The 15,613-nt window shown below is 46.7% G+C and carries 12 protein-coding genes; 6 read left to right on the top strand and 6 right to left on the bottom strand.

Annotated elements, in window-relative coordinates; translation table 11 throughout:
- Positions 1 to 15: 15 nt before the first annotated feature.
- The 5 genes from C825_RS22045 to C825_RS22025 all read right to left on the bottom strand — a co-directional run bounded on the left by C825_RS22045 (position 16) and on the right by C825_RS22025 (position 5,855).
- Positions 16 to 1,086 carry a fimbrillin family protein gene (locus C825_RS22045; RefSeq protein WP_007659134.1) on the bottom strand — a complete coding sequence of 357 codons (1,071 nt, stop codon included), beginning with the start codon at positions 1,084 to 1,086 and terminating at the stop codon, positions 16 to 18.
- A 61-nt stretch (positions 1,087 to 1,147) separates the two neighbouring features.
- Complete coding sequence (locus C825_RS22040; RefSeq protein ID WP_010800197.1) at positions 1,148 to 2,983, bottom strand: hypothetical protein; 1,836 nt, start codon at positions 2,981 to 2,983, stop codon at positions 1,148 to 1,150.
- A 26-nt stretch (positions 2,984 to 3,009) separates the two neighbouring features.
- Entirely contained in the window at positions 3,010 to 3,840 is an 831-nt protein-coding gene (locus tag C825_RS22035) for a hypothetical protein (protein WP_010800196.1), read from the bottom strand.
- Entirely contained in the window at positions 3,837 to 4,925 is a 1,089-nt protein-coding gene (locus tag C825_RS22030; protein WP_010800195.1) for an HU family DNA-binding protein, read from the bottom strand. Before C825_RS22030 ends, C825_RS22035 begins: the two co-directional genes overlap by 4 nt.
- 153 nt (positions 4,926 to 5,078) lie before the next feature.
- The gene (locus tag C825_RS22025) at positions 5,079 to 5,855 is read right to left on the bottom strand and encodes a DUF4469 domain-containing protein (protein ID WP_010800194.1); all 777 of its coding nucleotides are present in this window, start codon (positions 5,853 to 5,855) and stop codon (positions 5,079 to 5,081) included.
- Positions 5,856 to 6,221: 366 nt separating this feature from the next.
- Between C825_RS22025 and metA the strand changes: the two genes are divergently transcribed.
- From metA to C825_RS21995, 6 genes are all read left to right on the top strand, one after another.
- Positions 6,222 to 7,154, top strand: coding sequence for a homoserine O-acetyltransferase MetA (gene metA / locus C825_RS22020; protein ID WP_010800193.1), 933 nt, complete (start codon positions 6,222 to 6,224; stop codon positions 7,152 to 7,154).
- 48 nt (positions 7,155 to 7,202) lie between these two features.
- Positions 7,203 to 8,948, top strand: coding sequence for a PD-(D/E)XK nuclease domain-containing ATP-binding protein (locus tag C825_RS22015; RefSeq protein ID WP_010800192.1), 1,746 nt, complete (start codon positions 7,203 to 7,205; stop codon positions 8,946 to 8,948).
- Positions 8,949 to 8,981: 33 nt separating this feature from the next.
- The gene (locus tag C825_RS22010) at positions 8,982 to 10,823 is read left to right on the top strand and encodes a peptidase U32 family protein (RefSeq protein WP_010800191.1); all 1,842 of its coding nucleotides are present in this window, start codon (positions 8,982 to 8,984) and stop codon (positions 10,821 to 10,823) included.
- 46 nt (positions 10,824 to 10,869) lie between these two features.
- The gene (locus C825_RS22005; RefSeq protein WP_007657588.1) at positions 10,870 to 11,688 is read left to right on the top strand and encodes a peptidylprolyl isomerase; all 819 of its coding nucleotides are present in this window, start codon (positions 10,870 to 10,872) and stop codon (positions 11,686 to 11,688) included.
- 154 nt (positions 11,689 to 11,842) lie between these two features.
- Positions 11,843 to 12,493, top strand: a complete 651-nt coding sequence (locus tag C825_RS22000; protein ID WP_007657590.1) for an NAD(P)-dependent oxidoreductase — start codon at positions 11,843 to 11,845, stop codon at positions 12,491 to 12,493.
- A gap of 110 nt (positions 12,494 to 12,603) precedes the next feature.
- The gene (locus tag C825_RS21995) at positions 12,604 to 13,230 is read left to right on the top strand and encodes an HAD family hydrolase (RefSeq protein WP_007657592.1); all 627 of its coding nucleotides are present in this window, start codon (positions 12,604 to 12,606) and stop codon (positions 13,228 to 13,230) included.
- 15 nt (positions 13,231 to 13,245) lie between these two features.
- On the opposite strand, the gene C825_RS21990 is transcribed toward C825_RS21995, so the two are convergent.
- Positions 13,246 to 15,603: a hybrid sensor histidine kinase/response regulator gene (locus C825_RS21990; protein WP_010800190.1), complete on the bottom strand. Its 2,358-nt coding sequence runs from the start codon at positions 15,601 to 15,603 to the stop codon at positions 13,246 to 13,248.
- Between the last annotated feature and the right edge of the window lie 10 nt (positions 15,604 to 15,613).

The raw sequence follows: 15,613 nt of genomic DNA, 5'->3' as shown, positions 1-15,613 counted from the left end.
AATTGTTTTATACTGCTAGTGTTTCACATCTCTATGGTTCCTGTCCGGTAAAAGGGATACATCGTAAATGATATTTTCCCAATCGCTCAGGGTGACCTGAATACGGAGAATATCCGGGGCGGGCACAGGAACTTCCGGTACCTCTATCTGTATGTCGATGGAAATACCTGCTTCCAGTAGTCCTTCAGGCAGATATTTATTCAAGGGAATTTCCAGTGGATCATGTTCCGGAATTTGTACGGTCAGCGACAGTTCCGGCTTTTGCCCATCCGGCTGTCCGGGCCATCCCGGCAGTGCATACAGGTATCCGCCCGTTCCGTCGGATTGTACGATAAAAGGCTGGGAGACAGGCTCGCCATATTCCACGAATGCCTCGTCGGGCAGGCTCCAGATACCCTGTGCCGGGTTACCATGGAATGTGATGGTCGTTTCGTCTGCTTTCGTAGCGGAGACACTGCTTCTTTGGAGATTAGCTTTGCTCGCTTTATTCAGACTTACATACAACCGTGTGAGCCGGTGTACCAGCATAATGCTTGCTTCAGGCTGTCCGGCATGGATTCCAGCGGTACGTGCCGCCGTCATCAGGGGGCGCCCCAGGGCTGTCAGTTCGCGGCTGTCTACCGGTAGCCGGAGCCTGTCGGATTGCAGGGCGGCCGAAGCCGGACGGTAGGCCATCAGGTCTACCTCACTGCTATCGGACGGCAGGAATGCACTGTCGACTACGGATACGGGTAGGAAGCGTCCCGGATGATCCGCACCCTCCCCGAAAGCATAACGATATAAAGCGGTATCGCCCAAAGCCGTGCGGCCATTGGGCTCCGCCAGCACCAGATGCAGTGTATCGGCTACCGACCACGGTTCGGGATTATCTCCGGCTGGAAGGGCCAGCAGGCGGAGAGCCACCGCACGCGGAGCATCCGGCACAACGGGTGTTGGCGGTGTGGGAGGTACAGGGTCCGGTGGCACAGGTCCCGGTTCCGGATCATCTTTGCCGCAAGCGACAAACAACAACCCAATTCCTGACAGTGCGAATACTGTCAGGAGTTTTCTCCAGTTTGTAAATAGGGGATATTTCAATGTATGCATGTTCTCTTTCAATATTATGTTACATCAATCGTTTGCAAATCGGCTTTAATATGATCAGGACCTACTCATAATAATATTTCATGTGTATAGTCGGACCTGTTTCAGACGGGGTGGGTGAGGCTTTGTAGTGACAGGCAAAAAGACCTAGACTATTTATATAGTAATTTAGGTCATTAATAAATGATTCCTCGCTGAGTTCTTCGAGCGATGATTTCATATACTGGTCACTACTTATCCCAAAGACATTATAGTAATAGCACTCTTTCATTCCGTAGAAAACTGCTCCGGCATAATCAGGTTTATCGACCTGGCAATTGTACATCAGGCAACAAAAAACCTTCTCGCCTTGAATCATCCCAGCAATCGCTCCCAGCGAGGCATTCTGCTGTATGGATAAAGTGATATCATGCGCAATACAACCTATAACATATGAGTTTTCTGATACTATACCGACTATACAACCGGCACCCCGACTATCTTTTCCTGTTATGCTCCCTCCTTCCGCTTGTACTGTACATGCAGCAAGAATTTTCCCGTTCGTATAATAACCTTCATATATTCCCACTATTCCTCCGGCATACTGACCGGCGATAAGTTGAATACGACCTTTTACATGGCAATCGGTAATGGATCCAGTTGATTCTCCGGCAATAGCTCCAATAGCTCCCACTGGACGATTGTCACCAGTCATAGTAACTCCGTCTATCGTAAGTCCTTTTATTTCACTGTTTGAATTAGCTGCGCTGAAGAATCCTAAGTACCCACTAGGTTTCGTCGCCGATAAATTCAGATTAGATATCGTATGCCCATTGCCATTGAAAATGCCATCAAAGCTTTGGATCGGTATCCATTCTTCATTTTTCAGATCGATATCCATATATAAGTTGATAACATCTTTACCAGTCTCAGTATCTATACTAGTCCATCTGGCGAGATCACCACGATTATTCACCGCATCCCTGAATGCTTTCAAATCTTCCAACGTATAAATACCCAACCTGGCTTTTTGGACATCAATAGCCGCTACATCTACCCTGCTATTCATGGTTATTGTTTCGATCCCTTCGATCTGTAATTCGGCATCACGGCTAATGTTCACGTTGAACAGATAGCAGTAGCCCGGCTCGAAGGCTGGAAAGTCTCTTCTACCGGAAGGAACGCTCAGTGTTGTTCCGTCCGGAAGGGTAACGGTAAACAGGTTTTGGAAATTCGCCGACACTTGCTGTGGAACTATCCGCATAAAATATTCGGGGGAGAGATCGGTTGCCAATTCACCCCCGGAGGCTGATATATCGGTGTTTAGGATCGTTGACGATCCCGAAACACCGATTAACTGCGGTTTCGCTTGTTCTGTATTCCAGTTGTTGTTTGTCGAGTATGTTCCTATCCTCTGCAAAGCGCTCCCGATCGTATATTTTCCGGCTGCTTCCCTCTGATCGTCTTTCTTTATGCGTACGCCGATGCAGGCATAGGCGGGTGAGAGCTGGACGTTTGTTATGTTTCCGTTGCTGACGGATATGTTGTCGTTGGTGTAGCAGACCGGTGTGTTTTCGTCCAGCCATCCGTATATGGTAAGCGGTGTGGAGGCGGCGCTGCCTGCTATCGTCAAGGCTTCTCCCTGAGTCTCTGGTGTGAAGGTGATAGGGGAGGTGGAGGTTACCTGATACGTTTTACCGTAGGTGCTATATTCCTCCGGAGTGGTATTCAACGCTATCGTGACCGTCGGATTACCTGCACCACGGGAACTGACCTCGCCGGTATAGGCCTGAAAGGATGCGGAGATACTGAGGGGTACTTTGGAACCGTCCTCTGTTTCTTCGTGTGTGCAACCGGACAAGGCACCTGTCAGTGCCAATATCCCTGCTATGTATTTACTGAGTATGCGATATGATTTCATTGCTGATCTGTATTATTGTATGGATATTAATCGGGTGTGAAAGTTGAACCGACAGGCTGATAGTAAAAGTCTGCGATTGTGATACCGGTCACGGTTATCGTAACATCGAGTGAGATATCCAGTGAGGCGGTGAGCGTAAGGCGTTTGCCTTCCAGGTTTGCTTCGTTGTTTGTATTGTTGTAAGTAATGGTAGCCGTTTGCCCTTTCAGGGAGGCAGGCGTTCCGCTGCCTGAGCCCAGGGTGAGGGTTGCCAGTGACACGCCCGTGCCTTTCGGCAGATTGGCGGGGGGAATGATGGCACGGAAAGTAGCCGCATTATGACAGGCGGATACCCGGCCGGCCGGGTTCGACATGTTTACCGTTAACTCGGAAGCGTCTGCCATTGTCGATGCAAACTGTCCTTCGGTCCAGCCGTTGCCTTCGGTTATTTCGATCACCAGGTCGGTGTATCGATGGGAGAGGGTACCGTCGATCGTCAGGAAATCGAGCGATCCGTTACCTGTCATATAGTCGGCCAGACGGTAGCTCTCCGGGGATGTCTGGTCGGTGATGAGCGCCTGTGTGCCGAACGTGAGGGCGATGTCGTTGGCGGCCACTGTGCCGAGCGCTTCCTTGGTGAAACCTGTATTGCCGCATGTCCATCCTCCGGAGCCAGTACGGGTGTAGACGGCTGTCAGGCCGTTGACGGTTGCGGTCAACTGATCGTTTTGCAGCCACACCCACGTGGGCGTTCCGTCGGCGCGTGTGCTGATCTCTCCGATACCGATGGGAGTTCCTCCGGCATGCGGTTTCTCTGCCAGTTCGTTCGAACAACTTACTGTCAGCAGGATGATGATAGACAGGTAGTAAAACTTCATGATTCAGGCGTGAATGGAATTATTAATTGAACCGGGGTGATGATACCGGAATTGAATTCTATATAAGTACTCTCGTCATATGCGTTGAACAACGGGATATCTATATCGTCGTGTGTACCTGACTCCATCGGGGTCAGATAGACACCGTAGGCTGTAAAGGAACCTTTGTAAAATACATTGATGGTTTCATCGGTAATCGGAAACACGGGTGTCGTTTCTCCTCCTCCCGTCCAGTCTGGGGTAGTGTAGAATTTAGCATTTGTGAAATATAAAGTTCTGTCGCCCGCCTGAATGGGAGGATTAAGGATCAGGATTTTTATATATAAACAGGTATAATCTGCCGGACGTTTGAACTGGCCGAAATTGCAATTATAATAGTGTGAATCGTAAGTCGTAACTGCATCGGCAATCAGGTATTCCTCAGTGCTATAACCGGGATTGTCCGGTATCGGGGTACCGTATTCCGCTTTTATCTTCACCGGGGCGCTGTTGTCTGCGGTTGCAGGGAGAAAGAATGTAGTGCCGTCTTTTTTTTCCCACTTTCCCTCGGCGTTTAATACAAAGGGTTCGGTTACAGGGGTGCCGTCCAGTGTATAAGTCAGCTTGATCTCATCGCCTGTATTAAACTTTGTTTTAACGATGGGAGGTAGCTCGGTATCCCAGGCTTTCGTCCCCATCGGGCTGACCTCTATCTGCTCGATGCCGCCTATGTTGACCTCTACCGGAATCCATTCTCCGGTTGCCGGTTGCTCTTCGACGGAACATCCCGCCATGACCGACAGGTATAGCAGGCAGATGATGGCACGGAGGGTCGGGTTCAGCTTTTCAAGCATTCTTTTTCCGGGTTTGAATTTCACGCTGGTACGTGCCGGTATCGCATGGTTCGTTCCGTTTTTCGGGTTCCGGCCCGGACGTGCCGCCTGATGCCAGGGTGAAAATGTTCCGAAATTCTGTATCGTGAGATATTCGTTCCCAGCCAGAATCGCTTCCACTTCTTCTATCAGTGTGTTTAGATAGCGTAGACTATCGCTATGGCTGATGTGCAGGCGTTTCGCCACATGGTTGGCTAAGTCTGATTTATTCATATTTATAGGATGAGAAAATTGTTTGCTTTTTGCGGTGTATTCGGATGTTTTTTTGACGGATGGCGTCAACCCGTGTTGACGGTTCTCGTCGGTTCTCTTTGACGGTCGCCGTCAACGATCGTTGACGATGACCGTCAAAGAGGGTAGAGCGTATTATTCTATTTCGGGGCGATCGCTTCCGCCGTTGCCGACAGTGAGGGCATAGAGAAAACGGTTGCGCCGCACTTCTTTTACCAGTGTCTTGCTGTTGGTTCCCGCCTGGGTAGCTACTTCCAGATAATAGGTCCCATCGGCTAGTTGGGGAATGATAAATGAGAAGTAGGAAGGATCGTTGCGCGAAAGGGCTGTCATAGGAACGGCCGTTTCGGTCTCGTCGCTTGTCTTGATAAAGAAGAAACCGATGGGTTTGCCTTCTTCACCGACAATACGTACGCGCTTTCCTTCGCCATTGAGACTGCCGCCCGGGGTGATCCGGCCATTTACTTCGCCTGTGACTACATCGGTTACTTTGGTAATGGTTGGCAATCCTTCCGATACCTGGCCGACTATGACACTGATACTTTCCAGCTCTTCTTTTAATATGGCACGTGGGGAACAGCGCAGTGTGACGCTGTTGCGGTTAGGATCGAACTTAGCCCCCGGTCCGATAAATGAACCGTCAACGCCTAATGAATTGTTGGCAAGACCGAACTCGACAGTAGCGGCATTGAATAATTCTATCTTTGCCTGTTCCTCAAGATCGTTGTAGGCATTTTCTAGTTCGGAGGCTGTGAATTTACTTTTACCTTTGGCGGCCAATTTGCAAAGGTCTTTGATTGTTCGATTGGCTGTGTAGGTGACATTGAAAGTATAATCATCTTCACGCTCTGTCAGCATATTTGCTACTAGATTGCCGGTAATGCTGTGTTTTTTAGGATCGTTTGTTGCCATAATGAATGTATTTTATCATAGTTCTTAATGAACTATGGTAAGTTATGAATATCCAAAGTCTTATAAATCAATACTCATAATCTGAAAAATAGTTAATCGGGTATGCTTTTGAGTGATTTTATTTATAATGAAATAAATTGTTATACTCTTTGTATATCAATATTTCTTCCTATATTTGTGGCGGTTAATAAAAGATTAGTTCATTAAGAACTATTATATAAAAAGTCTGTTGTTTGTTCTTCGAATTTATTTTTCCCCTTCAGAAAGAGTAAAGTCGTAATAAAAAAATCTTGTCTGGGATACGCTACCGAATCGTATATTTTGTTTAAGTTTGTACTTCTGAAAAATAAATAGAGAGGAATTGCAATGCCATTAAATTTACAAAAGAATTTACCCGCTATCGAGCTTCTGAAGAAGGAACACATCTTTGTGATGGATTCCTTGCGTGCATCATCCCAGGATATTCGTCCGCTACGTGTCGTAGTGCTGAACCTGATGCCGTTGAAGATCACGACAGAGACAGACTTGATCCGTCTGTTGAGTAATACCCCTTTGCAGGTGGAGCTGGACTTTATGAAGATAAAGGGCCATACCCCAAAGAATACTCCGATCGAACATATGCAGGAGTTTTATAAAGACTTCGACGATATAGAGAAAGATTATTACGACGGAATGATCATTACCGGCGCTCCGGTAGAACAGATGCCTTTTGAAGATGTCAGTTACTGGGAAGAGGTGACGACGATCTTCGACTGGGCGCGTACGCATGTAACCTCTACATTATATATCTGTTGGGCGGCGCAGGCGGGATTGTATCATTTCTATGGTGTGCCTAAATATGATTTGCCGGCAAAGATGTTCGGTGTGTTCCGGCATACGTTGCGTGAGCCTTATCTGCCGATATTCCGAGGGTTCGATGATGAGTTTTATGTGCCTCACAGCCGTCATACCGAAATACGTCGCGAAGATATCCGGAAGGTGCCGGAGTTGACGCTTCTTTCGGAGAGCGAGGAGTCGGGCGTTTATATGGCGATGTCGCGCGGCGGACGTGAGTTTTATATTACGGGCCATTCCGAATATTCGCCTTATACGTTGAGCGATGAATATATCCGCGACCTGAATAAAGGCCTTCCTATTTCCGTTCCCCACAACTATTACCGCAACAACGACCCGGCCCAGGGCCCTGTAGTCCGTTGGCGCGGCCATGCAAACCTGTTGTTCACAAACTGGCTGAACTATTACGTTTACCAGGCAACTCCGTTCAATATTGAGGATATAAAGAATTTGGGGAGTTTGTAAATATTGCTACCGAAAGGGGCTGACGAAACGATTAAATAAAGAGTATATATGGCAAAGAAAATACCTTACGGATTAACGGATTATTTTCGTATTGTAACAGAAGATTTTTACTATGTGGATAAGACGAAATATATTGAAGATCTGGAAAAGACAGCAGCTTTCCTGTTTCTGATCCGTCCGCGCCGTTTCGGGAAATCGTTGTTCCTGAATATGCTTAACTGCTATTACGATGTGAAATATGCCGACCGTTTTGAGGAACTGTTCGGCAATCAATACATCGGCAAGCATCCGACTGCTGAACAGGGTAAATACCTGGTTTTACGTTTTAATTTCAGCATGGTAAGGGCTACGGACGATAAACTGGAAGCTGCCTTCAACCGGCATATCAGTCTGGAAACAGCGTATTTTGCCAGCGTATATGCTTCTTATTTTAAACCTGATTTCCAGGAACAGCTAAAATTGATTCCGGAGGCTGCCGGACGTTTGGAATATATTTGCCTGTGTGCCAAAGAACAAGGGTTGTCTATCTACTTGCTGATCGACGAATACGATAATTTTACCAATACGATATTATCCTCTAAAGGAAATGATGTGTATCATTCTTTGACGCACGATTCAGGTTTCTATCGCTCATTTTTTTATGTGGTAAAAGGTGTTACCACCGGAGCGGAAGCCCCTGTGAAACGAATGTTCATTACCGGTGTATCGCCTGTTACGTTGGATGATGTGACGAGTGGTTTCAATATCGGGACGAATATAACGACAGATGAACGGTTTAATTCGATGGTTGGTTTCAGCGAATCGGAACTGCATGAGATGTTATCTTATTACCAATCGGAAGGTATGCTGGTCGATTCTATCGATGATATTGTCCGGATGATGAAACCCTGGTACGATAATTACTGTTTTGCCAAAGAATGTATCGGGCAAACGATGTATAATTCGGATATGGTGCTCTATTTCCTGAATAATTATTTACAGAAGAAACGTCCGCCTTCCGAAATGGTCGACCGTAATATCCGGACGGATTACAGCAAATTGCGCCATTTTATCCGTATCGACAGGATGCAGGAAGAAGGTTGTTCGGTCATTACAAAGTTGATCGATACCGGCGAAGTGAACGGAAACGTGATAAAAGACAGTTTTCCAGCAGAGAACCTGGCCGATCCGGGTAACTTTACCTCACTGTTATATTATTTCGGTTTGTTGACTTATGACCGGATGGAATATGGCGAAACGATCATGAAAGTACCCAACCTGGCCGTCCGCGAACAGATTTACAGTTATCTGGTGGAAGCGATGAAAGAACGTGAGTCGGTCGTTTTTCCTTTTATGGACTTGTCCGACCGGATGCGGCGTATGGCTTATTTCGGGGAGTGGGAAGCTGCTTTGGACTTTTTTGCCCGTCAGGTTGATAAGAAAGCGGTTCTTCGTGATGTGATCTATCAGGAGTCGACCATTAAAACACTGATGGTTGCTTATATGGGGTTGACGGATTACTTTATTATCTGGCCTGAGTTTGAAGCGGGCCGTGGTTTCTCCGATCTTTACCTGATGCCCAACCTGGCAAACTATCCGGATATGCAATATTCCTATCTGGTAGAGTTGAAATTCCTGAAACGGGATGATACGACAACCGATGTGGAAGCCTTATTGCAGGAAGCCGAAAAACAATTGCGCCGTTACGCTACTGACGAGAAGATACTCAGTAGCACCGGTAACACCCGCTTACGCCTGCTAGCCGCTGTTTACCGTGGCTGGCAACCGGAGGCAATGCGCGAATTTGTTTTGTGAGTTGTACTTTTTTGATAAATCTGAAATAACAATATGCCAATAAAACCCCGCCGCATAGAATTATTATCGCCGGCTAAAGATCTGGACTGTGGTATTGAAGCCATTAATCATGGGGCTGATGCCGTGTATATCGGTGCGCCGAAGTTTGGGGCCCGTGCCGCTGCCGGAAATACGTTGGAGGATATTCGTGCTCTTTGTGAATATGCTCATTTATATAATGCCCGTATCTATGTGGCTTTAAATACCATTCTGCGGGAAGAAGAATTGCCGGAAGCGGAGCAACTGATCCGGCAACTCTATCAGGCAGGAGCCGATGCTCTGATCGTGCAGGACATGGGGATCACTCGCTTGAATCTGCCACCTATCCCGCTGCATGCCAGCACACAAACGGATAACCGTACGCCTGAAAAGGTGAAGTTTCTGGAGGCAGCCGGTTTTACACAGGTGGTTCTGGCGCGCGAATTGTCGTTGAATGAGATTCGCCGCATATCGGAACAGGTTTCTGTCCCGCTGGAGGTTTTTGTGCATGGCGCATTATGTGTGAGTTACAGCGGGCAGTGCTATCTGAGTGCGGCTTTGAGCGGGCGAAGCGCAAACAGGGGAGAGTGTGCGCAATATTGCCGGTTGCCTTATTCGATGGTGGATGCGAACGGGACGGAAATCGTTCATAACAAACATTTGTTATCACTCAAGGATATGAACCGTTCCGACCAACTGGAAGCCCTGCTGGATGCGGGTGCTTCTTCTTTTAAAATAGAAGGGCGCTTGAAAGATGTCACTTATGTAAAGAATATAACGGCTTATTACCGGAAGAAACTGGATGCTATCCTAGCACGTCGTCCGGAATATTGCCGTGCATCGGCGGGTAAGAGTACCTATGAGTTTGAGCCGGTAGCCGAGAAAAGTTTCAACCGGGGATTTACTCCTTTCTTCCTGCATGAACGTACAAAAGATATAGCAGCTTTCAATACTCCGAAATCGTTAGGTGAACCTGTCGGAACCGTCAAGGAACTGAAAGGCAATTCGTTTACCATCGCCGGAGTGAAGCAACTGAATAATGGGGATGGCTTGGTATTCTTCAATAGTCGCGGTGAGTTGGAAGGGTTTCGTGTCAACAGGGTAGAGGCGAATCGTGTCTTTCCGCTGGATATGCCGGATATAAAGCCCAAGACGCCTTTGTATCGTAACTTTGACCAGGTTTTTGAAAAGCAGTTGGCGAAACCTTCTGCCGAACGTAAGCTGGCTGTAAAGATCGAATTCCTGGATAATCCTTTCGGTTTTACATTGGTGATGGAAGATGAAACGGGAGCACGTGTGATGCTGACCGAGCCGTTCGATAAAGAGCTGGCACGTCGTGACCAGGCCGACAATATCCGGACGCAACTTGCCAAGTTGGGGAACACGCCGTTTGAAGCATCGGAAGTACATATAGGAATGGGGGAAAACTGGTTCGTCCCGTCGTCTCTTCTGGCGGATATGCGTCGCAAGGCCGTAGAGAAGTTGCAGTCAGATCGTATGATCCGTTATCAGCGTGAACTCTCGCGTAAGGTTGAACCTGCGGAAGAGGTTCCTTTTCCGGAACGCCAGTTGACTTATCTGGGGAATGTATCAAATAGCCGGGCGGAAGCTTTTTATAAGGCGCATGGAGTAGAGACGGTTGCAGATGCTTTCGAATTAAAACCGGAGAAAGATGTTCCGTTGATGTTTAGCAAGCATTGCTTGCGGTATAGCATGGGATGGTGTCCAACGTATCAGAAAGAGAAGTCACCTTATAAGGAACCCTATTACCTTTTATATAAGGATACTCGGCTGAGGTTGCAGTTTGATTGTAAGCGGTGTCAGATGCTGGTGTATGAAGCACCTAGTCAAAAGTAACAATCAATTCTGATAATGACTGTATTAATAATAAAAACGACTCGTTATGAAACAACAACTATTCGCCTTTTTACTCGTCTTGTTTACTTTGATCTCTTGTGGCGATAAACCGCTGGACCCTTCGAAACCCGTTTATGTGACAGTGAAAACGACTATGGGAGATGTTACTGTCCTGTTGTATGATGACACTCCCTTGCATCGTGATAACTTCATCCGGTTGTGCCAGTCGGGTGAATATGAGGGGATGCTATTTCACCGTATCATTAAAGACTTTGTTGTGCAAGGCGGTGATCCGACCAGCAAAGCCCATGAACCAGGTGTTTTGTATGGAGACGGTGATGGAGGTTATACCGTTCCTGCCGAGATACTTCCCAACCATTTCAATAAACGAGGTGCTCTGATCGATGCCAAGGAAAGCGATGATGTAAATCCCGAACGTGCATCGGCCGGAACTCAGTTTTGTTTTGTGCAGGGGAAGAAACATACTGATGCTGAACTGGATGAGAAAGAGGTACGGATCAACCAGATTCGCCGTAACTGGTTATATTATAAATTTCTGGACCGGTTGAAGAAAGAAGACCCGGCACTGGCTGCCGACTCTTTGGAAACGGAACTGACAAACCGTGCTTTGGTTATGGTGGAGGATACATTGGCTGACCTGGGCCCGTATGTTATTCCCGCCGAACACCGCGAAGTATATAAGACGGTTGGCGGAGTGCCCCACCTGGATAGTTCCGTGACGATCTTCGGAGAAGTGGTGGACGGTTTCGATATCGTAGAGAAAATGTCGCTGGTGAAAACAGATAAGAATGATCGGCCTATCCGGGATGTTATGATCAAATCGACGAAAGTATTTCAAAAGTAACTAGTCCCCGTACTTGACACGGGACCGCATAAGGGCTGTCTGTATCAATTGATAATAGGATATATGGGCGGTGCCTTTGCGATCCCGTGTCAGGCACGGGAACAGTTTGCCATCGTATGTTGTTCTATAGAAAGTAATCAAACAACATACAGTCATGAAGAAAATAGTTATCATAGGCGCGACCGGCTATGTCGGATCCGCTATTCTGAAAGAAGCATTAGGCAGAGGGCATCAAGTAAAAGCCATCGTCAGAGATCCGTCGAAACTGACTTTAATCCATCCGCATCTGAAAGTCGTGGGAGGGAGTGTGACCGATACGGACTTTTTATCCCGCGAACTGGCTAAGTCGGATGCGGTGATCAGTGCTTTTAATCCGGGCTGGTCGAATCCCAATATTTATGAAGAGACACTGGAAGGCTATGGCTCTATCCTTTGTGCCGTTCGCAACTCCGGTGTGCATCGTTTCCTGATGGTTGGCGGAGCAGGCAGTTTGTTGGTGGCTCCCGGTCGTCAGCTGATGGATGAACCGGACGTTCCCAAGAAACTTTTACCGGGAATACGAGGGATGGCAAAGGTTTATACCGATTTGTTGTTGCCGGAAAAGTCGGTGGATTGGGTTTTCCTGAGTCCTGCGGCTAATATGGCACCGGGAGAGCGTACCGGAAAGTTCCGTCTGGGAAAAGATGAACTGATTGTCGATGAAAGTGGGGATAGCAATATCTCCGTAGAAGATTTCGCTGTAGCCATGATTGATGAACTGGAACAGGAAAAGCATCATCAGGAGCGATTTACACTCGGGTACTAAGTGTCTTTGGCAAAAACAGTTGCAGTCATTCGAATAGTTGTTGCTTTACACTTATTATGCTTATCTTTGTCAGGAAGTAGAGATAAAGATAGATGTAAAAAGAGATAATTATGGCAAAGATTAAAAACATTGTATTTGATTTAGGAGGAGTTTTTATAGACCTGGACCATGATCAGGCAGTTCGTCGTTTCAAAGAGATCGGGGTGGAGGATGCGGAACAGTTGCTGGATCCTTATGAGCAGAAAGGTATCTTTCTGGAAGTAGAAAACGGTACGATCAGTGCTGACGAGTTTTGCCAAAAGCTTCAGGAGCATACGGGGAAGGACCTGACGTATGAAGATATAAAATCCGGTTGGCTGGGATTTATCGCCGATACGCCTCAATATAAGCTCGATTATGTGTTGAAACTTCGCGAGCACTACAATGTTTATCTGTTGAGCAATACCAATCCCATCATCCAGGAAGGGTGGGCAAGGACAAACGAGTTTACTCCGGCAGGTCGTCCGATCGGTGCCTATTTTGACAAAATGTACACCTCGTATGAAGTCGGCGTAACGAAACCCGACCGGCGTATCTTTGACTATATGATCAAAGACAGCGGACTGATTCCGGCAGAGACGCTCTTTGTGGATGATGGTAAAAGCAATATCGAAGTAGGACGCACACTGGGCTTCATCACCTACCAGCCCCAAAACGGGGAAGATTGGCGTGAAGCTATCGATGCGCTGTTGAAATAAACCGATTGGGGGTATTCAACGGAACCACTTTCCCATAACACTGTAAAGCCTGTCTATTTCTATGGGTTTGGCGATATGTTCGTTCATTCCGGCTTCCAGGCTTAGCCGCACGTCTTCGGCAAAAGCGTTGGCCGACATGGCTACGATCGGTAAGTCCTTGGTGTCTTGCCGGTCGAGAAGACGGATTTGCCGGGTGGCTTCAAGACCGTCCATGACAGGCATTTGTATATCCATAATTATGAAATCGTAATATCCTTCAGGGGAAGCGGAAACCTTGTTTACGGCTTCCAGCCCGTCGCTGGCTGTTTCAATTTCAGCACCGGTTTCCTGTAGCAATTCATAAGCGATCTCACGGTTCAGGTCGTTGTCTTCCACAACGAGTATCCGTTTGCCTGGGAAAGAGGCGACGATAGATGGTACGATAGTGACCTCTTCTTCCTCTTTTTTGTTTGTGGCAAACTTTTTCATCAGGAGGAACAGTTTGGACTTCATGATAGGCTTACAGATGAAACCGTTGACCCCAGCTTTCAAGGCTTCGATTTCGTAGTCGGAATAGTCGTAAGCCGAAATGATGATGATAGGAACATCCGGTCCTACGCATTCCCGTATTTTGTAGGTTGTTTCAATGCCATTCATGTTGGGCATCATCAGGTCTATGATGATTGCAAAATACTTGTTCCCGTCGCTTACTTTCTGTACGGCATCCTGACCGGAAAGAACCCATTCCGGCTTCATCCCTAATTCTTGCAGGTTTTCACAGGCTATTTCGCAGGATACATCATCATCATCCACAACCAATACCGGCAGGTCTATTAATAGATTGTTGTCGTATTCATCCATGCCTCCCAGTTTGACATGGAATCTCATGGTGAATTTGGAACCTTTTCCATATTCGCTTTCTACCAGGATATCTCCGTTCATCATCTGGGCGATATGACGACTGATCGCCATACCGAGTCCGGTACCCTGGATATTGCGGATGGCTTTATCGTCCGACCGTTCGAACGGCTCGAATACTTTGCTTAAGAATTCAGGTTTCATTCCTATGCCATTGTCCGTGACGGCTATTTCAAATTGCCCGTAACCGTTATAAACGGAAGGTTTCTCCTCGACTGAAATTTGTATTAGTCCTTTGTTCGGGGTATATTTGATTGCATTTGTCAGCATATTCAACAGTGCTTGTTGTATGCGTTGTACGTCACCGATCAGGCATTCATGCTTTACTTTGCTGTGTATTACTAACTTTTGCTTTTTTGCTTCAAAGGCCGACTGCACCATGATAAATAAACTTTCCAGCAGTTCATCGAGTTTGAATGTCTCTTCCGTCAGCATGATCTTACCGCTTTCGAGCTTCGACATATCCAGTACTTCGTTTATCAGGTTGAGCAGGAGCTTGGAAGATATGGTTATCTTCTTCAGACAATCGGCTATGCGGTTCTGGTCGTTCATATGAAGACCGGCTATTGCCGTCATACCCACGATTGCATTTATGGGAGTACGTACGTCATGGCTCATCCGCGACAGGAAGTCTGACTTGGCACGGTTGGCGGCAGTTGCGCTCTGTAGGGCTTCCTGCAACAATAGCTTCTGTTTTCTCTCTTCCTTGATTTCAGTTATATCGGTCCTGGTCATCAACCAGATGTTTTGTTCCCTGTCGAAGTAGCTGAATCGCATTTTCTTTTCACGTTTTTCACCGTTTTCTATCATGGTACCATATAAAATATACTCTCCATGCTGTCGCAGTATCGGATCGACGTGGGCGATACTCATTTTCTCGGTCATTGCATCACAAAATTCCGGTTCCATATACTGTCGGTTGTACTCTGCAACTACCGCTTCATAGTTACTGCTGGCTACCGGAGGAGGAGTTTCGCTTTCCGTACCGGAAGTGTACATGACATAACTGTTTTTAGATGCTTCGATATAAATCACATAGTCGTATTCTGCTTTTACGGCTGTTTCAATGATTTGTGATTTCCTGAAATCATTAACATTGTGGCTGGAGAGGACAACCCTGTCGGGTATGCCTTCTTTGTTAGTCAAGATATCTATAAAGGCTTCGTGCCATTCAAAACCGAAATGTTTGTTACAGAAACGCATGTCGAATTTTTTGTGGAAACATCCTTTGGCTATCATTGTATGGAAGGCTTCAAGCGAAACTGTTTCGTCCCATAAAATATGGTCAGGCAGATAGACATCATTCTTTATCGTGTTATTGAGAATGACGTAATCATGTTTCGTATTTTCCAACTCCGGAATCATGGAGTCTTTCTGTATTTCGACACTTCCGTCCTCCAGGTAGATAGTCCAGATAGTATCCATGAGGTATTGGTAGTTAGCCAATGATTTATTTGATATAAGCCTCTTATCCATGCAGTTTGTT

It is taken from the genome of Parabacteroides sp. ASF519 (assembly GCF_000364265.2).
Classification (GTDB): Bacteria; Bacteroidota; Bacteroidia; order Bacteroidales; family Tannerellaceae; genus Parabacteroides; species Parabacteroides goldsteinii.
Note: the sequence above shows the minus strand (reverse complement) of the source record. Positions and strands in the feature narration are given on the sequence as shown.